Annotated in this window: 19 protein-coding genes; 9 read left to right on the forward strand and 10 right to left on the reverse strand. The window is 59.8% G+C overall.

Going from position 1 to position 17083, the window contains the following annotated elements:
• Positions 1-39: 39 nt before the first annotated feature.
• From Q8M73_03000 to Q8M73_03015, 4 genes are all read right to left on the reverse strand, one after another.
• Positions 40-1515, reverse strand: a complete 1476-nt coding sequence (locus tag Q8M73_03000) for a hypothetical protein (GenBank protein ID MDP2287517.1) — start codon at positions 1513-1515, stop codon at positions 40-42.
• Between the two features lie 227 nt (positions 1516-1742).
• The gene (locus Q8M73_03005) at positions 1743-2396 is read right to left on the reverse strand and encodes a calcium-binding protein (GenBank protein ID MDP2287518.1); all 654 of its coding nucleotides are present in this window, start codon (positions 2394-2396) and stop codon (positions 1743-1745) included.
• Positions 2397-2455: 59 nt separating this feature from the next.
• On the reverse strand, positions 2456-3703 hold the full coding sequence (locus tag Q8M73_03010) for a histidine kinase dimerization/phospho-acceptor domain-containing protein (GenBank protein MDP2287519.1): 1248 nt from the start codon (positions 3701-3703) through the stop codon (positions 2456-2458).
• Complete coding sequence (locus Q8M73_03015) at positions 3703-4386, reverse strand: response regulator transcription factor (GenBank protein MDP2287520.1); 684 nt, start codon at positions 4384-4386, stop codon at positions 3703-3705. The genes Q8M73_03010 and Q8M73_03015 overlap by 1 nt, the downstream gene beginning before the upstream one ends.
• A 161-nt stretch (positions 4387-4547) precedes the next feature.
• Here Q8M73_03015 and Q8M73_03020 point away from each other — a divergent pair, with 161 nt between their 5' ends.
• Positions 4548-4946, forward strand: a complete 399-nt coding sequence (locus tag Q8M73_03020) for a hypothetical protein (GenBank protein MDP2287521.1) — start codon at positions 4548-4550, stop codon at positions 4944-4946.
• A 234-nt stretch (positions 4947-5180) separates the two neighbouring features.
• The gene (locus Q8M73_03025) at positions 5181-5312 is read left to right on the forward strand and encodes a hypothetical protein (GenBank protein ID MDP2287522.1); all 132 of its coding nucleotides are present in this window, start codon (positions 5181-5183) and stop codon (positions 5310-5312) included.
• 54 nt (positions 5313-5366) lie between these two features.
• Here the strand turns inward: Q8M73_03025 and Q8M73_03030 are convergent, their stop codons facing one another.
• Together Q8M73_03030 and Q8M73_03035 are read right to left on the reverse strand one after the other, a co-directional pair.
• Positions 5367-5705: a P-II family nitrogen regulator gene (locus Q8M73_03030; protein MDP2287523.1), complete on the reverse strand. Its 339-nt coding sequence runs from the start codon at positions 5703-5705 to the stop codon at positions 5367-5369.
• Positions 5706-5780: 75 nt separating this feature from the next.
• A complete protein-coding gene (locus Q8M73_03035; protein ID MDP2287524.1) occupies positions 5781-6830 on the reverse strand; it encodes an FkbM family methyltransferase in 1050 nt (349 codons plus the stop codon).
• 66 nt (positions 6831-6896) lie between these two features.
• Here Q8M73_03035 and Q8M73_03040 point away from each other — a divergent pair, with 66 nt between their 5' ends.
• From Q8M73_03040 to Q8M73_03050, 3 genes are read left to right on the forward strand one after another with little or no spacing between them, the layout of a single operon-like run.
• Entirely contained in the window at positions 6897-8666 is a 1770-nt protein-coding gene (locus Q8M73_03040) for an ABC-F family ATP-binding cassette domain-containing protein (GenBank protein MDP2287525.1), read from the forward strand.
• Positions 8667-8694: 28 nt separating this feature from the next.
• Positions 8695-9585: an aldo/keto reductase gene (locus Q8M73_03045; GenBank protein MDP2287526.1), complete on the forward strand. Its 891-nt coding sequence runs from the start codon at positions 8695-8697 to the stop codon at positions 9583-9585.
• Positions 9586-9611: 26 nt separating this feature from the next.
• The gene (locus Q8M73_03050) at positions 9612-10841 is read left to right on the forward strand and encodes an NAD(P)/FAD-dependent oxidoreductase (protein MDP2287527.1); all 1230 of its coding nucleotides are present in this window, start codon (positions 9612-9614) and stop codon (positions 10839-10841) included.
• A 9-nt stretch (positions 10842-10850) separates the two neighbouring features.
• Here Q8M73_03050 and Q8M73_03055 read toward each other — a convergent pair whose 3' ends face one another.
• The 3 genes from Q8M73_03055 to Q8M73_03065 are packed head-to-tail and all read right to left on the reverse strand — an operon-like array spanning position 10851 to position 14205.
• Complete coding sequence (locus Q8M73_03055; protein MDP2287528.1) at positions 10851-11735, reverse strand: transglutaminase family protein; 885 nt, start codon at positions 11733-11735, stop codon at positions 10851-10853.
• Positions 11735-12640, reverse strand: a complete 906-nt coding sequence (locus Q8M73_03060; protein MDP2287529.1) for an alpha-E domain-containing protein — start codon at positions 12638-12640, stop codon at positions 11735-11737. Before Q8M73_03060 ends, Q8M73_03055 begins: the two co-directional genes overlap by 1 nt.
• A complete protein-coding gene (locus Q8M73_03065; GenBank protein MDP2287530.1) occupies positions 12634-14205 on the reverse strand; it encodes a circularly permuted type 2 ATP-grasp protein in 1572 nt (523 codons plus the stop codon). Before Q8M73_03065 ends, Q8M73_03060 begins: the two co-directional genes overlap by 7 nt.
• Before the next feature lie 151 nt (positions 14206-14356).
• Here Q8M73_03065 and Q8M73_03070 point away from each other — a divergent pair, with 151 nt between their 5' ends.
• The 4 genes from Q8M73_03070 to Q8M73_03085 are packed head-to-tail and all read left to right on the forward strand — an operon-like array spanning position 14357 to position 16328.
• Entirely contained in the window at positions 14357-14509 is a 153-nt protein-coding gene (locus Q8M73_03070) for a hypothetical protein (GenBank protein ID MDP2287531.1), read from the forward strand.
• A 34-nt stretch (positions 14510-14543) separates the two neighbouring features.
• A complete protein-coding gene (locus Q8M73_03075) occupies positions 14544-15212 on the forward strand; it encodes a disulfide bond formation protein B (protein MDP2287532.1) in 669 nt (222 codons plus the stop codon).
• A gap of 28 nt (positions 15213-15240) precedes the next feature.
• Positions 15241-15720, forward strand: coding sequence for a nucleoside deaminase (locus Q8M73_03080; protein ID MDP2287533.1), 480 nt, complete (start codon positions 15241-15243; stop codon positions 15718-15720).
• On the forward strand, positions 15717-16328 hold the full coding sequence (locus tag Q8M73_03085) for a LytR C-terminal domain-containing protein (GenBank protein ID MDP2287534.1): 612 nt from the start codon (positions 15717-15719) through the stop codon (positions 16326-16328). The genes Q8M73_03080 and Q8M73_03085 overlap by 4 nt, the downstream gene beginning before the upstream one ends.
• On the opposite strand, the gene Q8M73_03090 is transcribed toward Q8M73_03085, so the two are convergent.
• Positions 16321-17034 carry a cupredoxin domain-containing protein gene (locus Q8M73_03090; GenBank protein MDP2287535.1) on the reverse strand — a complete coding sequence of 238 codons (714 nt, stop codon included), beginning with the start codon at positions 17032-17034 and terminating at the stop codon, positions 16321-16323. The genes Q8M73_03085 and Q8M73_03090 overlap by 8 nt on opposite strands.
• Positions 17035-17083: the final 49 nt, after the last annotated feature.

Here is a 17083-nt window from a genome sequence, read left to right on the forward strand (position 1 = left end):
GATTGATGTCCCGGGTCCTCTAGTGCTTAGGGGGATGCTCTACTTCGTCGTGACCGTGACCACGTTGGAGGTGATGTCGTCAGCCGCGGCCTTCACCTTGAAGGTGAAGCCTGCCTTCCCGCAAGCGGGCGACTTCTGAGCAGCGCCGAAATTGATTGACCCATCTCCTGCGATCGCGAGGGTTGTTCTTGAGACCGGCTTCCACAGCCGGCCGACGTAACTCGTCTTTTTTGGAGTTCTTCTCGAAATTGCCAGTGGGCTGCCAGCCAGACCTGTGCTTGAACCCGCAATCGTCAGTCTGCCCTTCACAGCGCAGGTCGCCACGATCGTGATCGACTTGGCTACTGGTACGGCACTGCTGTTTGGTGTTGGACTGCTTGATGATCCGCTGCTGCCAGGGGAGGCGCTACTCGCGCACAGATTGGCTCCGGCGCTGTACTTCGCGCGCGCTGCGACCCAAGCTGCGGTCGTCAGCGGTGTTCCCGACCAGAACTGCACTCCCAGCAGCGAAAACGGCGCTGCTGTGTACAAGTACCAGAAGGTTGCGTCGATGCCTAGGGCCAGGGAATCCGCAAAGGTCTGCGTGACCAGATCGGCGCCCTGTGCGTCGGAGTAGTCGGTGTGCGGTGTTGCACCAGGTCCAGCGAGACCGTAGTTCACCTCGGTGTCCCACACCTGCTTGTTCAGTGCTGGGGAGCCAGGACCGGCTGCATCTGAAACGACCTGCTGCCAGTTCTGAATATCTGACTTGCGCTGCTCTGGGCCTTTGTCGCCGGCCGGGTAGGTGTGGATGGCCCAGGCATCAAACGGGTAGCCCAGGGTCTTCAGCGCCTGGACATAGGGAGTGACGAACCGCGCCATCGGACTGCGCAGACGTGTGGTGACAGAGGCGGCGGTGATGATCGCGCTGGGATTCTTGGCCTTGATGGTGTCGGAAGCGATCTTGGTGATCTGGGCCATTTGGTCGGTTGTTCCCGTCCAGAAGGTCACGAGGTTGGCTTCATTCCAGACCTCGTAGGCGCCGATGCGGCCGCCATAACGCGAGACCACAGCATCGACATACGTGCGGTAGGTGTTGAAATCAGATGGTGGGCTCGCGCTTCCAAGTCCCCAGCGCGGATCCCCGGCGCTTGGGTCAGTTGCAGCCCATTGCGGGGTGAGTCCCAAGACCAGCATCGGCACTGCACCAGAGGCCTCGGCCTGCGCAACGCGTTGATCCAGAACGGTCCAATTGAAGACTCCGTTGGACGGGTTGATGTCCTTCCATGCCACGGCCATGTCCCACAGTCGGTGGTAGCCGGCGCGTACAGGCACCGCGCCCGTGAGCTCGGGAGCGACTTCGAGCGAGACGAAAGCCTTCGACGGAGGCTGGCATGTGTTGAGTGCTGCCGGAACGGACTGCGTCACGCGTGCTGCCTGCGCAGGAATAGAGCCCGCGACAAGAGCCGTCGCTGAAGCCAGTGCGACAGTGGCAAGGGCAATTGAACGAAGAAGCGATATGCGGGTTCTGGGCATTTGTGCAAGGTACCTGTGATTTGGCCGCGAGCAGAACACCGCACCACTCATCACCGGTTGGCTTGCTCTGTGGCAACGGATTCTCAATTACCGGACTCAGTGTCATTATCGAGAGGTCTGACGGCTGGCATTCACGCCACTCCTGGCAAGCAGGTCCAGAGATCGACACTGAGCCCTGGTGGCAGGAACAAGCGTTTGCAGCCGAGTGGTTCTTGACGCCTGAGCGGTCAGTTGCCGCTCGCGACAGATATTCGGCTCCACAGCACGATGGCATCTTCGGAATACATGCCAACGCTGCCACGGCTTTCACCTGCTGGGAGCGTGAAACTTGTGAGAGCAGCCCCATCGATTCGAATGCTTGTCTGACCGTTGATGCGATCGATGGTGGCCGTGCGTTGCATTCTGATCGGCGTTGCCGGCAACTGTCCGTCCGCGATGAAGCGCTGCCCGCCGGGCATGCTTGGGTCGCGTCGCCCGACCTCCCAACCATTGGGCTTCAGAATCAAGTACGTGAAGTGGGCTGCGTCGAGGTAGTCCCAAATCAGCCATCCGGTTTCCCACGGGTTTGCGGTGCCCAGCCGAGTGGTTCGCTGGGTAGTCCACGTCGCACTCACATGAAGTGGCTTGTCGGTGAACTTTCGGCGGGATACGACAAGAGTCGAGTTCGTCGCGTCCGGCTGGGTGGCGGCTTGTGGAGTCAGCAGCAAGCCGGCTTTGCTGATGCGCACGCCATGACCATTGGTGACGCCGTCGAACACCACCCGCCAATGCCCGAATTTCTCACTGTCGTCCAAAGTCTTGCCTGCGGGGTGGCCGGTGAAGTTCTCGTCGATGCGGGGCGTCAGTGCAGAGGCTGTGCCAAGTTGCAAAGTGACCAGCATGAATGTCGCCAGTGCGCAGATGCTTCGGATGAGTCGTGACTTCTTTGGATACACGGTCGCTACAGATCTTCAGATCTGAATCTTCCCCGTGGCAAGGTGATGATCATTTCCAGGCCGCCGAGCGGGCTCTTGCGCAAGGAAATGCTTCCGTCTGAGTTATCTGCGATGCCCTGCATGATGCTCATGCCCAAGCCTGATCCGCCCGAGGTGCGTGAGCGTGAAGGGTCAAATCGCTTGAAGAACTGGATGCCTTCGCGCAGTGCACTGTCGGGGATGCCCGGTCCGGCATCAGCGACGTTCAAAATGACGGCCTCACCCTTGGTGCGTAGACCAACCGAAACCGCAGAGTCATCGGGTGTATGGCGCTGAATATTGGAGAATATGTTGGCGAGCAGTTGATCGAGGTGTTCGGGGACGCAGATCACGGCAATGTGGTCTGGGATGTCGGTAGTGACGGAGCGTTGAGGTTGCAGTTGCACTAGGTCGCTGGCGTATCGGCGAACGGCGCTGGTCATGTCCACGTCTACACGTTCGCGCGGGGTGTTCTCGGAAAGCTCGGCGATAAGCAGGAGATCGTTGATGAGGGACTCCATGCGCTCAATCTCGATGGCAAGCCGGGCGTAGTAGCGATCGAGTTGTTCTGGTTCAAGGCTGCGCCGTTGGGTGACGAGCTCGACGTAGCCCTTGATTACGGTCAGTGGAGTGCGTAGTTCATGCGAGGCGTCACCGAGAAACTCCTGCATGAGTTGTTGACGCTGCTCAAGGGACGAGACCAGATTGCTGAGTTCGGTGTCGCGCCGGAAGAAGACGTAGGTGACGAGGAAGCCAAGCAGCATCGTGACGAGAGTGAAGGCGGACAGAAGCTTGATCTGATCCCCGCGGGCATCGACGACCGGCATCAAGGAGGTGGAGATCAACAGGTAGTCATCGTCAGGAAGTGCAACGGAACGCAGCCGAACTGGATCCGGAGAGTCGATGGAGATTGAGCTCGAAAGGGATTCGGCGAGCACATCTGACGGCGGAATGTCGACAAGTCCACCAGGACTCTCCGTCAATTGGCTGACGCCGCCCTCAGCATCGACATAGGTGATGGTGACGGGAATCGAGCTTTCCTCCGCGAGAAATTGCGACAGCATGAGCGGATCATCATCAGTGGTGGCAAGTTGCAGAGCATCGTCGTTGAGCACAGCATCAATGCGCTCCAGTTCAACGGACTCCGCGCGCACAATTGCAAATCCACCGATGGCCAGAGCCACGAACGCGATGATGAACGTGACGGCAATAGTGAGCCGAGTACGGAGCTTCACTACTTCGCCAGGAGTTGAAAGCCGGCTCCACGAATGGTCTTGATGCCGGCGTATCCCTCTCTGTGGAGCTTCTTGCGCAAGTACGAGATGTAGGTATCGACCACGGTTGTGTTGCTGTCGAACTCGATGTCCCACACCGCGCGCAACAGCGTTTCCTTGGTTACAACAAAGCCGGCGCGCAGCATGAGTTCTTCAAGGAGTCGAAACTCGGTCTGGGTGAGGTCGACGACATCATCTTCAACACGTACCACATGTCGGGCTTGATCCAGGGAGACGGGCCCACATTGCAGAACTCGCTCGGTTTGCTGAGTGGGCATTGTGCGACGCAGCACCGCGGCTATCCGAAGCACAAGTTCTTCCAGGCCAAAGGGCTTGGTGACGTAGTCGTCGGCTCCGAGTTTGAGGCCGGTGGTGATATCGGACCGATCTCCGCGAGCGCTGAGCAGGATCGCCGGAGTCTGATGCCCATCGTGCCGGTGCTTCTCCAGAAGTTGAAAGCCATCCATCTTGGGCATGTTGATGTCGATCAACAGGAGATCGACCGTCTGCCTATGCAAAATGGTCAGGGCCTCGATGCCATCGGCCGCTTCGACAGTGGTGTAGCCGGACATGCCAAGAGCATCTGCCAAGAGCTCACGTACTCCGGCTTCGTCATCCACGATGAGAATCGTTGGTTGAGTCACTAATACCTCCAGCGTGAACCTATCTCGTCCCCGCCGGTTCCCATTTCCCGCCCAAGCCAGGGAAATTGCAGGAATTCCATGCTTCTCACAGGAAATTCACAGAAAGGTGGCTGATCCTGAGGGAAGTCAATGGAATGTCCTAGGCGCAGGGAGGTTTTCGCATGAAGCGAGCAGCCGCCTTTGCCGCCGCCGTTCTGGGCTCAGCCCTCGTATTCAGCGGGGCAACCGGGGCGTCCGCAGCCGATTCGGGCCAGAACTCTGGTCAAGGCAGCAGCGTGAGTGCGAGCAAGGCCGAACTGGTCGCCCTTGCCGCCGCCGCGCGTGATCTTGAAGCCCGCCGCGTCATCAACCAGACCTTTCAAGATGCCGTGCTCAAAGCCAAGACAGAGTTCGACGCCGTGATGAAGATCGCCACCACCGCGGAGGCGAAGGCGACTGCCTTGGCCGCACGTCGATTCTCAGTTTCATCGGCCATTGTTGCGCGCCAGAACGCGTTGACTGCACTTGAAAAGGCATCGCAAGCTGCGGGCAATGCCAAGCCAGATAGGACGAAGCGATAGCGCCATGACTGATCACCTCACCCACAAATGTTTCAAACTGCCGAGTCGACTGCAACGCGGTAGTGCTTCCTCCAAGGGGTTCTGCGCCTGAACCCCGTAATTAAATGAATGAACCCCGGTCTGCTGCGGACCGGGGTTCATTCATTTGCAGGGCAAGCCTGTTCTCTGCGCAGCCGTTCGGGAGTAGGGTTGAAAGAACGGAGTCGTTCGGACTTTGCGAATAAGGGAATCCCCATGGGAGACAAGTCCCGTCAGAAGAGTGAGAAGCAAAAGCCAGCAGGCAAATCAATCAAGGAAAAGCGTGCAGACAAGCGCGCGCATGCGGCTGGCGACAACCCAATCACGGTTATCCCGACCAAGAAGTAGTTGTGGTGGCGGCCTGCCGCAGAATCAGGCCGCTACTTCTTTGCTTGAGATTCTTCAGACCGCATCGGAGCCGCGCTCGCCCGTGCGCACACGTACGACTGTGTCCAGGTGCGAGACCCAGACCTTGCCATCACCGATGTTGTCCGTTCGCGCAGCCTTCACAATCACGTCGACAACTCGATCCGAGTCGGCGTCGTCCACGATCACTTCGATGCGCACTTTGGGAATGAGATCGACTTGGTACTCGGCTCCCCGGTACACCTCAACATGTCCGCGCTGACGCCCGTGCCCACTTGCCTCAGACACGGTCATGCCATTGACGCCGAGCTTGTTGAGATCCGCTTTGACCTCTTCAAGTCGAAATGGCTTGACGATGGCGGTGATGAGTTTCATGGAATCTCCTCATTGCAGATCGATCGACAGCAGTCGTGGGCACATTGTCGCTGCGTCGCTAGAGTAGAAGTGGATTCAGCGAGCGCGGATGATGATGGGGTCTGCGTCGCGAAAACGTGAGTTCGCCCAGAGTTGGTTGCCATCTTGGATCGTGAATCCAGTGAGGCTTGGCCGCACTCCATCAAAGAATGTGGTGCAGGGTGATTCCATCAGCAGGGCCCACTCGCGCTTCAGGAGCTCGTCTTGCAAGATGCCTTCGACATAGCGGTTGTGGGTGCCTACTGCCAGGAAACGGACCTTCTGAGCGATCAGTTCAAGATTGGGCAGAATCACATCGAGTTCACGGCCCTGCAGATCGATGTGCAGGAGATCGGTGGGCTCGTCGCCACCGATCAGACTCTGGAGAGTCACAGTTGGGACCTCGACATGATCGAAGAAGGCACCGCGGTAGTCCATATTGGCCTGCTCATCGGTGCTTACTGCCCCACCCATGTCATCTTCGGTAAGCACGGGGAAGCGCAGGGTTGTCTCCTCAAACCAACATGCGGCTTGGACCACGGTGATCTCTGCATCACTCAACGCGAGTCGCTCAGCAATCTCAGTGCTGGTGCCGTCAATGAGAGCTGGCCGAATGTCATTGTCGAGCGCGTGTTGCATCGCCCAGCCCGCGCGGGTGGCATCGGCCTCGACCGCGACACCGACTGCCCTTTTGCCCTGCCGCTTGGCCAAGGTCACACCCATGACAGCCCAAGGTGCCCAACCCGCACCGACTTCGACAACGCGATAGCTATCGCGCTCGTTCGTCAATGACAGCGCAAGGCCCACGTATTCCTCAGCTTCTGACCGGTAGCCGTCAGTGGGTACTGGCAGTCGATCACTTGTGGTACCCGCAAGATCCGAAGGCGCCCACGGCAGCATCGTGATGCGGGTTCGGATTCCCGCCCAATCCACGCGAAAGTCCTGCTCGTGTTCTGGCTTGTCGTGCGCGCGGAGTCTCTGCAGGATCGGAACTACCCATTCCGGACGGATCGGCACGTGGAGCCCGTTTCCAAGCATGACTTGAGATATCGACGTCGGATCTGACGCCAATTCCTGGGGTTTTGCTTGGGCTCGCGGCCAGCGCACGGCGGAACGCTAGTGGATTGATGTGCGATGTGATGGTGAATACGCACCTTTGCGAGAATGTGATTCGTGGCCACTCGCAATCTTGTCAATATTGAAGCAGTAGCCAAATCATTCGGAGAACGCCCACTACTTGATGGGGTCTCCCTTGGCGTCAGCGCTGGCGAGCGGATCGCTGTCGTCGGGCGCAATGGAGCTGGCAAGAGCACTCTTCTGCACGTCCTCACCGGTCTTGAGCCAGTTGATGACGGTCGTGTGACAGTTGGGTCAGATGTGCACGTTGAGATGGTCCTGCAGGTGGACTCTCCTGATCCGGACGCCACGGTGGCAAGCGTTGTGGTGCCCGGACGTCCGGTGCACGAGTGGGCATCGGATGCCAGAGTGCGCGAGGTGCTCAATGGCCTGCTTGGAGGATTCAGTGATGAACTGCTGCAGGCGCGCATCGCCACGATGTCCGGTGGCGAACGTCGTCGAGTGCAACTGGCCCGAGCACTGATCACCGAATGCGATCTCCTGCTCCTGGACGAACCCACCAACCATCTTGATGTCGATGTCATTGCATGGCTCGTTGATCATCTGAAGTCTCGACCCAAGCTCGCCGTCGTCGTCGTCACTCATGATCGCTGGTTCTTGGATGCAGTGTGCGAACGCACGTGGGAAGTTGTGCAAGGCAAGGTCGAGGAGTATGACGGCGGATACTCGGCGTACGTGCTGGCAAAGGCCGAACGCGATCGCCAGGCCTCATCATCGGAGGCTCGTCGTCAGAACCTGCTGCGCAAGGAGTTGGCATGGTTGCGCAGAGGTGCACCCGCCCGCACTTCCAAGCCCAAGTTTCGAATCGATGCCGCCAACGAGCTGATCGAGGGTGAGCCACCACCGCGCAATACGACTGAGTTGCTGGCATTTGCGGGCGCTCGGCTGGGCAAGTCGGTGTTTGAGATTCGTGATGTGACCATGGATGTGGCTGGCCGCACTCTGCTTGAACATGTCACGTGGAACATCGGTCCTGGCGACCGCATCGGGCTGCTCGGGGCCAATGGTGCCGGCAAGACTTCGCTCATCAGACTGCTGTTGGGCGAGTTGCCGCCAGTCAAGGGCAAGCTGGTGACAGGCGTAACCGTGAAGCCCGCCTACCTCTCTCAGCATCTGGAGGAACTCAATCCGACCTGGCGAGTACTGGAGGCCGTCGAGAAGGTGGCCAACCGCGTAGAGATCGGCAAGGGCCGCGAACTGACGGCCTCTCAGTTGTGTGAACGGCTCGGCTTTGGCGCCGACGGTCAGTGGACGCCAGTGGGTGATCTGTCAGGCGGCGAACGTCGTCGCCTACAGCTCACGCGCTTGCTCATGGGTGGCCCAAATGTGCTGGTGCTCGACGAACCGACGAACGATTTCGACGTGGAAACCCTTACTGCGCTTGAAGATCTGCTTGACAGCTTCGGTGGCACGCTGATCGTGATCTCCCATGACCGCTACTTCCTTGAGCGAGTATGTGATGACACCTTCGCGCTGCTGGGCGACCACGCGCTGGCGCATTTGGTCGGTGGTGTCGATGAATTCATCGAGCGCCGCCGAGCTACCCGGGGTCAAGGAGAGCAGGCGCAGCCCAAGAAGGCTCAGTCCAATGCGGCCGAGCGCCGAATTCTTGAGAAGGACCTAGCCCGAATTGAGCGCTCACTGGCTCGCTTGGACACCGACGAAGCCACCATCCACGGGCAGATGGCCGAGACCTCTACCAATCATCAGCAACTTGATGATCTGAATCGAAAACTGCAGCAGATGAGCACCAAGCGTGACTCACTTGAAGCCGAGTGGATCATCGCGGCCGAGGCGTTGAACTGATCACCGCCGCTAGACTCCGGCTGTGACTTTGCCTCAGCGCGCTATCGGTGACCTGCTTGTCTCCTCCGTCGGGGTTGGCGGCATGCCAATGTCCTTCCCGGGCAATGTCGACAAGCGTGAGCAGACCATCGCGACTCTTCATCGGGCGCTTGATCTGGGTGTCACCTTGATCGATACGGCCAATATCTATGCCCCGTCGGCCAAGGACATCGGGCACAACGAGATGCTGGTTGCTGAAGCGCTTCGCACCTACACCGGCCCCGCCGATCTCAACGCCGTGCTGGTGGCTTCCAAGGGAGGCATCACGCGCGAATCCGGCGGAGTGTTCGGCTCGGATTCCAGCCCCGATGGTCTGCGGGCGGCCTGCGAAAAGAGCTTGGTGTGCTTGGGTGTTTCGCAGATTCAGCTCTACCAGCACCACCGCCCCGATCCTGAGCTCGACTATGCAGATCAGATGCGCACGCTCCTGTCATTGAAGGATGCAGGGCTGGTTGCTCGCATTGGCCTTTCCAACGCAAGCAAGGAGCAGATCGACATCGCCATCGGGATTCTCGGTGGCCCACAGGACAACGGTGTGGTGTCGGTTCAGAATCAGTACTCCCCGCGATTCCGCCGTCATCGTGATGCCCTGGACCACTGCTCGGATCTGGGTATCGCCTACTTGCCCTGGTCCCCTCTTGGTGGATCCAATGAGGCCAGTGAGGTTGGATCCAAGTACAAGGACTTTGCCGAAGTCGGCCAAGAGGTGGGTGCTACGGCGCAAGAGGTCACCTTGGCCTGGCTCTTGGCAATGTCGCCTGTAGTGATCCCCATTCCAGGTGCCACCAGGCCCGCGACCGTTGATTCAATCGTGAAGTCCGCGACAGTTGAACTGTCCGCTGCGCAGCAAGCTCGCCTTGATACGACCACGCCTGCCTAGTGGCCTCTGAATCCAAGGGCAGTGGCATGAGTGCAAACGCCGGCGGCCCTCGCAATGTACTGATCATCGGTTCTGGCTTCGGCGGTCTTCGGTGCGCGCGCGAGCTCAGTAAATCGCGCGACGTGCACGTCACCCTGATTGATCGCAATCCCTATCAACTCTTTGCACCTCTGCTGTATCAGGTGGCAACGGGTGGTCTGTCTGAAGACGACATCGCCTACTCAGTTCGTGGAGCCATCCCGGGTGTGGATTTTCGCCGAGGCGATGTTGTACGCATCGATATCGAACGCAAGAGCATTCGCCTTGACGATGGCACCGTGCTGCCCTTTGACGACCTGGTGCTTGCAACCGGCAGCACGGGCACCACCTTTGGCGTTGCCGGCGTAGCTGAACACGCACTGCAGATGAAGACGATGAATCAGGCACGAGCCATTCGAAATCAGCTGCTGTCTATTTATGAGGAAGTCGAGAATGGTCATCGACCCAAGGAGCACCTGCGCGTCGTTGTCGTTGGGGGCGGGCCTACCGGCGTTGAAGTAACTGGCGCAGTGGCTGAGCTTCAGCGCTCGATCAAGCGCGAGTTCCCGGATCTTGCAGATGCGGCGAGCGTGACTCTGGTTGAAGCGGGCCCTCGGCTACTGCCTCCATTCACCGAGAAGTCCAGCGCGCACGCGAAATCAGAACTTGAGGATCTCGGAGCTCGGGTGATGGTTGATGCTGCTGTTGACCGGATGTATCCAAATGACGTCCACTTGAAGTCGGGCGAAGTTCTGACTGCTGGCACGATCGTGTGGGCCGCGGGCGTGGCTGCACATGAACAATGGGCATCACTTGGTCTCACGGATCGCATGAATCGTCTGCGGGTGAAACCCACTCTTGAGTTGGTTGACCATGTGTGGATCATTGGTGACGCAGCCTGTCTTGACGGCCCTGAGGGTCGCCCCCTGCCAATGATCGCCCCTGTGGCCATGCAGATGGGACGACACGTGGCCAAGCAGATCAAAGCGCAAATTGCCGGCGAGCCCTTGACCGATTTCAAGTACAAGGACAAGGGCCAGATGGCCACGATCGGCCGACGTCGGGCAGTTGTTGAGGCCAAAGGTCTGCGCTTGCACGGCACAGTGGCCTGGTTGGCCTGGCTAGGTCTGCACGTGTTCTATCTGGCAGGTGGTCGCAACCGCATCAGCGTGGTTGCCAACTGGATGTGGAACTACGTCGTGTGGGGCGTGGGAGCGCGACCTGTCGTTATTGAATGACGCGCCGCACTACTTTGCGATCTGAGTGATCTCCACCGTGACGCCCAGCGCACCGCTGCGTCCACCTGCGTAGATGCCCTTGAGAGGTGGCAGATCGCCGTAGTCGCGTCCGCGAGCAACCACTACATGTGCTGCACCGACACTTCGGTTGTTCGTGGGGTCAACGGCGTGCCAGCCCTGATCCCAGTACTCCACCCACGCATGTGATTCTCCGACGACGGTCATGCCAAGGGCAGCTTCCTCGGTGTGCAGGTAACCACTGACATATCGAGCTGGTATTTGCAGCGCTCGCAGAATTGAGAGCATCGCGTGCGTGAAGTCCTGACAGACACCGCGCCCTGTGGCCCAGGCCTGACTTGCAGTCGTGGACACATTGGTTGCCCCGGGCGTGTACACGATCTGATTGCGCACTGCTTCCATGGCTCCGCGCACTGCAATTGCCGGGCTGCCGACGTGCCGCAGTTCGCGCACGATCGCCGAGCGCGAAGGATCTTCTTCGGGTGAGTCGACGAAGGTGGTATTTGTCAGAAATTCTGCCCAGCGCTCCTGGGTTTCCATGCTTTGCACGCTGTGCCAGGAGCCACCCTCTTTTGGCTCTTTCATCGGTGGAATGTCAACAGTGCTCAGCGAAGTGATCTGCAGCATGCGATGCGGGGTGTGCACATCGAAGTTCTCGACAAGCGCCCCCCAGTAGTCGGTGTAGGTCTGGATGTTCGCGGCCGGCTCGACCAGGAGGCTATGGCTGAGAAGTACCTGTCCACCCTCGGTGATCGGCGTCATGCGCACTTCGTTGAACGACGCTTCGACCGGCGCTGAGTACTGGTACCCCGTGTGGTGGGAGATCTGCAGACGTCGGCCAACGCGAGAGTTCGCGACGATTGGCTCAGCAGTCATTAGTGGCTCCAGACGAGTGTGCCGTGCTGCCGGAAGAAGGCGCGATTGACCTGATCGGATGCGCGTACTGCTGCTTGTCGAGATTCGGAAATGAGGCGGTCGATCTCCTTGGGGTCATCACTGGTCGTGTACTCCAAGGCTGAGCGCAGCATGCCTACTTCGCGCAGCAAGGTGCCGCCGTCGCCCACTCCTCGTCGTTCGAGTTCGCGCACTGCGAGCTCGGCATCGCCCGCACAGACTCGCATCGAACGCGGGAAGGCTTCATCGAGTACGAGAAACTTGCGAACATCGGTGCCCTGCAGCGGCGCGCGAGTCCGCAGGAAGGCGGACAGGGCTCCAGCTGCTCTTAACACTGCAACAGGACCCGAGTTCGGCCACAACTGCTCGTGGCGCATAGCCAACAGGCGTCCCATCATGTCGATTCGCTCAATCTGACGACCAAGCATCATGAAGTAGTAGGCCTCATCGCGTGACATCGTCCAATCGATGACGCCGTTGACGACGAACAAGCGTTCCAGCACGCGGTGAAGGCCAACGCCGGGACTCGACGAATGCGTGAGTCCGCGCGATAAGAACAGGTGTGCTGCGTTGAGGGCTTCGAAAGTGTCGGCAGAAAGCGAATCGCGAATGGCTCTGGCATTGTCGCGTCCGGCACTGACTGCGCCGGTGATGGTCGCGGGTAGTCCGGTCTCACCCACGACGCTGCGCACCAGAAGCAGGCCGTCCTCGACACCGATATGTGGCATGGACAGCGCATCGAGCAGGATCGCGCAGGCCATCGGCTCAGAGACTGACTGGTCCTCAACAATGAGTTGGTAGTGCTCACTCAGAATGCGCGTTGTGCCTTCGGCTCGTTCGATGTAGCGGCCAAGCCAGAAGAAGGATTCGGCGATGCGGCTCAGCATGGTTGGCCTCCTTGCTGCTGTTGCTGACGTTCCTGCTGCAGCATTCGCTCGTCATGCGCCACGGGAGCATCAACGCGATCCGGAATGTCCATGTCGACCATTGCAGCGCGCGGCACTTCACGAGGGATAGGTCGATCGACAGTCTGCGTGTCTTCGAGCACCCACGTGTCCTTGGATCCTCCGCCTTGGCTGGAGTTCACAACAAGGCTTCCTTCAGGCAGCGCAACGCGGCTCAACCCTCCGGGCAGTACGTAGACGTTGGTCCCGTCGTTGACAGCAAACGGACGCAGGTCAACGTGACGTGGCTTGATCACGCCATCCTCAACAACAGTGGGATACGTGGAGAAACGCACCACTGGCTGCGCGATCCATGAACGCGGATCCTCCTTGATGGCCGCAATAGCGCCCACGAGTTCTTTCTCCGTTGCGGACGGGCCCATGACGAGTCCGTAGCCCCCGGAGCCGTCCGCCGGCTTCACGACCATGCTCTCGATGTTGTGGATGACGTGCTCGCGTTGATCAGGATCACTGAGGTCGTAGGTGTCGACGTTGGGAAGGATGGGTTCTTCGTTCAAGTAGTAGCGCATCAGCGCTGGGACGTATGGATACACGGCCTTGTCATCAGCGACGCCATTGCCGATCGCGTTGGCGATGCCGACATGTCCCGCGCGGGCAACGTTGATGAGTCCCGGCACACCCAACACGCTGTCAGGTCGAAGGTGAACTGGGTCCAGGTAGTCGTCGTCGATACGGCGGTACACCACGTCAACGACCTGCGGACCAGCAGTTGTGCGCATCCAGACGCGACCATCGCGGCAGTAGAGATCCCGTCCTTCAACAAGTTCCACACCCATGTGTCGAGCAAGGAATGCGTGCTCGTAATGCGCAGAGTTGTGCACACCGGGTGTCAACACCACGACGTTGGGATCAATGACATCTTCATGCGCGGAGGCGCGGAGTGCTTCGAGCAGCCGCTCGGGGTATTCATTGATCGAACGCACCCGATGCTTGGCAAAGACTTCTGGCAGCACGTGCGCCAAGGTGCGTCGGTTCTCAAGCACGTACGACACGCCTGAGGGGTTGCGCAGATTGTCCTCAAGCACTCGGAAGATGCCGTGCTCATCGCGGATGAGGTCAATGCCCGAGACATGGATGCGCACATTGTTTGCTGGCTTGACGCCCCATGCCTGCCGGTGAAAGTGGTTTGAGCTGGTGACCAAGGTCCGGGGAATGACGTGGTCGTGGAGAACCTGGCCCTCGCCGTAGACGTCGGCTAGGAAGAGCTCGAGGGTGCGCAGCCGTTGGATGACTCCGGCCTCGATGCTTTGCCATTCGGTCGGCGTGATGATGCGGGGCACCAGGTCCATGGGCAGTGGTCGCTCGCGCTCGCCCAAAGTGAAGGTGATGCCGTGGCGGTCCAGATAGGAGTCGCGCTGACGGGCACGTTCTGCCAGCCCCTGCGGTCCGAGTTCCTCCAGGGTGTTGAACAGTGCTCGGTGAGTTGAGCGCGGTTTTCCACCCTCGAGCATCTCGTCGAATGGGGCCGAGACTGTTGCCACTGACATCACACCTCCCGCCGCTCACGCCTCGAGCCCGGTCGCGCCGGGTTCACCCAACACACTAGGTGACCGGTGTTTCAGCAAGGTTGCTTCGTTCGCTACGGGAATGTTTCCGCTCTTGTACAGCCAGATGATCGTCTTTCGCTAGCGTGCTCCCGTGATGCTCTCGATGTTTGTGCTGTGGCTGATCGTCTTCGCTGGGATCGTGCTCCGGTGGCGTTGGACGCCCGGACTGGTCATCCTGACGCTGATCCTGACCGCCGTGCTACTGAGGATGCATATCAACGACCCGATCCCACTGAACTTCTAGCGCCCACGCTCAAGCCGATCTGAGAACGGAACTCATGAGTTTGTCTGCCCAGCGCCAGATCGAGTTGGCCCGGCTCGTCAACATCGCAGCACTCTTCGCACTCATTGGCGTGCTCGCTGGCTCTTTGCACCTGCAGTTGGGCGTTGGCGAGCAGCCGTGCCCGCTGTGCCTGATCCAGCGTTCGGGGATGATCGGATTGGCCGTGGGGCCGATGATGAACCTGCTGTGGGGCATCCGCGCCCGCCACTACGCGTTGAGCATCCTGGCTGCTGCCGTGGGCGCAGCCGGCAGTGTCCGACAGATCTTCTTGCACATCGCCGATGCCACTAACCCGGGCTATGGCCCAGAATTCCTGGGTCTCCACCTCTATACCTGGGCCTTCGTAACCTTCGCGGTCGGCATTGTGGGCTGTGCGATCTTGCTGCTGTGGGAGACGCCACTGACCAGCGGTGATCTCGGGCTGCGCGGCACGCCGGGCGTGATGCGGATCGCGGCCTACACGGCCATCGTGTGGGTGATATTGGACGCAGTCCTGATCGCAGTTTCAGTGATTCCCGAGTGTGGACTTGGCATGTGCCCGGACGACCCTGCGAACATCTCCGGGCTAGGCGACGCCGCCGGCTGGGTGCTCATCGCAGGCATGGGCCTGCTCTCTCTTGCCGCTGCCGTGCTGCTGGACCGGCGGCGGCCTTCGCCGGCCTGACGGGCGCGGCTGGTCCTATCCTCCTAGCGTGGACCACAGGCAGGAGCGCTACCGCGAGTCGATGGAGTTGGCGATTGCCGAGGCCAAGCAGGCGACGATTTCGGGTGACTTGCCCATCGGGGCGGTGGTGCTGGACGCCTCAGGTGCTGTCATCTCCCGAGCCGGCAATCAGCGGGAGGCAACGGCCGATCCCACCGCCCATGCCGAAGTTCTCGCCTTGCGGGCGGCAGCACAAGGCAGGGGCGACTGGCATCTGGATGGCTGCACGCTGGTGGTCACCTTGGAGCCGTGCCCGATGTGTGCAGGCGCGGCAGTGCTCTCTCGAGTGGATCGCATCGTCTTTGGAGCCTGGAATGAGGAATATGGCGCGTGCGGTTCGCACTGGGATCTGCCCAGAGATCGTCGCCTGAACCACCGTCCAGAAGTGGTCAGTGGAGTACTCGCCACCGAATGTGGCAATCTGGTGCGCGATTTCATGGCGGAGATTCGAATCCAGGAGGATTCATGAGCGGAATGCGTGAGGGTGCGATTCGGATTGCACCCCGTCGCCGTCGCCGTCGACCTCTCTGGCAGATCGTCGCTGGGTTCGTGCTCGCTGCGCTGGTGATCCTGGCCCTGCTCTTCCTGATCGTCCAAATGTTCAGCGGAAGCTCAGAGCCAGACGCGGCAGCCACACCCAACCCATCGCCTTGTGTCACGGTGATGGTGTCGCCCGCTGAGTCGCTGCCCGCCGTCTCACGAGTGCGCGTCAATGTCTACAACGCCACTCAGACACCCGGCTTGGCCGGCGGCACTGCTGAGGTGCTGCGTGCACGTGGCTTCACAGTGCGTGATGTCGGCAATGCGGTCGGCAAGCGGCAGGTAGCCAGCATCGGTGAGATCCGTTACGGGCCCAAGGGCAAACCCTCTGCAGAATTGCTGGCCTACTACTTTCCCGGAGTAACGCTGATTCCCGATGGCCGAAGCAAGCGAGTAGTCGACGTCCTGCTCGGAGAGCAGTTCACAGCAGTTCTGGACGATGCGACCGTTGCAGCCACAAAGGCTTCGCCAACCCCGAGCCCATCGGGACCAGGCTGCGCCCCCGTGCGGGCAACGACTCCCGCGGCGACTAGCTGACCGAGAAGTCTGCTGCCGTCTCCGTTGCTCCGCCTTCGACAATCAGACTCCACGTTCCGGCCACATCAAGGTCCAAAGTGAGATCGCCAGTCTTTCCGGACTCAATCTCAATCTCTCCTGCCACTGAACCATCTGGACGCTTGACCTCGAAGATCCGCTGGGCGACTGCTGAGTTCGTCACTTCAAACTCGATCTTCTCTTCGATGTTCGCTGATTGACCCTGCAGTCCGGTAAGGGTGTCGGCGTCGTTGATGCCGAGTGCTATGGCTCGCAGTGCTGCGGTGGAGGCCGCCGGATTCTGGCTCGCATTACCTGTCACCGTGAGTGAGGCGCGGATTCCGTCACCAGTCTGCCCGGGCTTGCATGCGATCTCATACGTTCCAGGAGCCAGTTCGACACTCATATCTCGCCGGATGCCCGGTCCGATGTTCTCGACCTCCGAGACCACTGTGGTGAATGCATCGCCACTCTGGCCGTAGACGTACACCTCAGTGACCTGACTCCCGGAATTGGTGACTGCAAAATTGACCGGCCCGGAAGCAATCGTTGCCTGATCGAGGGTGCACTCGGTATCTGTTGCGTTCACTGCGATGGTCGTGACGGCAGCAGAGGTTGAACCCTCTTCACTACTGGAGCTGCATGCGGCCAGGAGCAGAGCTGGAGCGGCGAGAGCAAGAATTGCAGTGGACTTCCAGCTGACGAGCATTCTTCCTCCGGGCGTGATCGTGGGTGGGTCCGATTGAATTGCCAGTTGT

It is taken from the genome of Actinomycetota bacterium, from assembly GCA_030684515.1.
Classification (GTDB): domain Bacteria; phylum Actinomycetota; class Actinomycetes; order S36-B12; family S36-B12; genus UBA11398.

What these genes read in the sequence shown, in the direction of transcription:
- Q8M73_03055 (MDP2287528.1), bottom strand. Translation starts at nt 11,735, where the DNA reads ATGACTGCTGAGCCAATCGTCGCGAACTCTCGCGTTGGCCGACGTCTG.
- Q8M73_03030 (MDP2287523.1), bottom strand. Translation starts at nt 5,705, where the DNA reads ATGAAACTCATCACCGCCATCGTCAAGCCATTTCGACTTGAAGAGGTC.
- Q8M73_03005 (MDP2287518.1), bottom strand. Translation starts at nt 2,396, where the DNA reads ATGCTGGTCACTTTGCAACTTGGCACAGCCTCTGCACTGACGCCCCGC.
- Q8M73_03090 (MDP2287535.1), bottom strand. Translation starts at nt 17,034, where the DNA reads ATGCTCGTCAGCTGGAAGTCCACTGCAATTCTTGCTCTCGCCGCTCCA.
- Q8M73_03060 (MDP2287529.1), bottom strand. Translation starts at nt 12,640, where the DNA reads ATGCTGAGCCGCATCGCCGAATCCTTCTTCTGGCTTGGCCGCTACATC.
- Q8M73_03065 (MDP2287530.1), bottom strand. Translation starts at nt 14,205, where the DNA reads ATGTCAGTGGCAACAGTCTCGGCCCCATTCGACGAGATGCTCGAGGGT.
- Q8M73_03085 (MDP2287534.1), top strand. Translation starts at nt 15,717, where the DNA reads ATGAGCGGAATGCGTGAGGGTGCGATTCGGATTGCACCCCGTCGCCGT.
- Q8M73_03075 (MDP2287532.1), top strand. Translation starts at nt 14,544, where the DNA reads ATGAGTTTGTCTGCCCAGCGCCAGATCGAGTTGGCCCGGCTCGTCAAC.
- Q8M73_03050 (MDP2287527.1), top strand. Translation starts at nt 9,612, where the DNA reads ATGAGTGCAAACGCCGGCGGCCCTCGCAATGTACTGATCATCGGTTCT.
- Q8M73_03020 (MDP2287521.1), top strand. Translation starts at nt 4,548, where the DNA reads ATGAAGCGAGCAGCCGCCTTTGCCGCCGCCGTTCTGGGCTCAGCCCTC.
- Q8M73_03025 (MDP2287522.1), top strand. Translation starts at nt 5,181, where the DNA reads ATGGGAGACAAGTCCCGTCAGAAGAGTGAGAAGCAAAAGCCAGCAGGC.
- Q8M73_03000 (MDP2287517.1), bottom strand. Translation starts at nt 1,515, where the DNA reads ATGCCCAGAACCCGCATATCGCTTCTTCGTTCAATTGCCCTTGCCACT.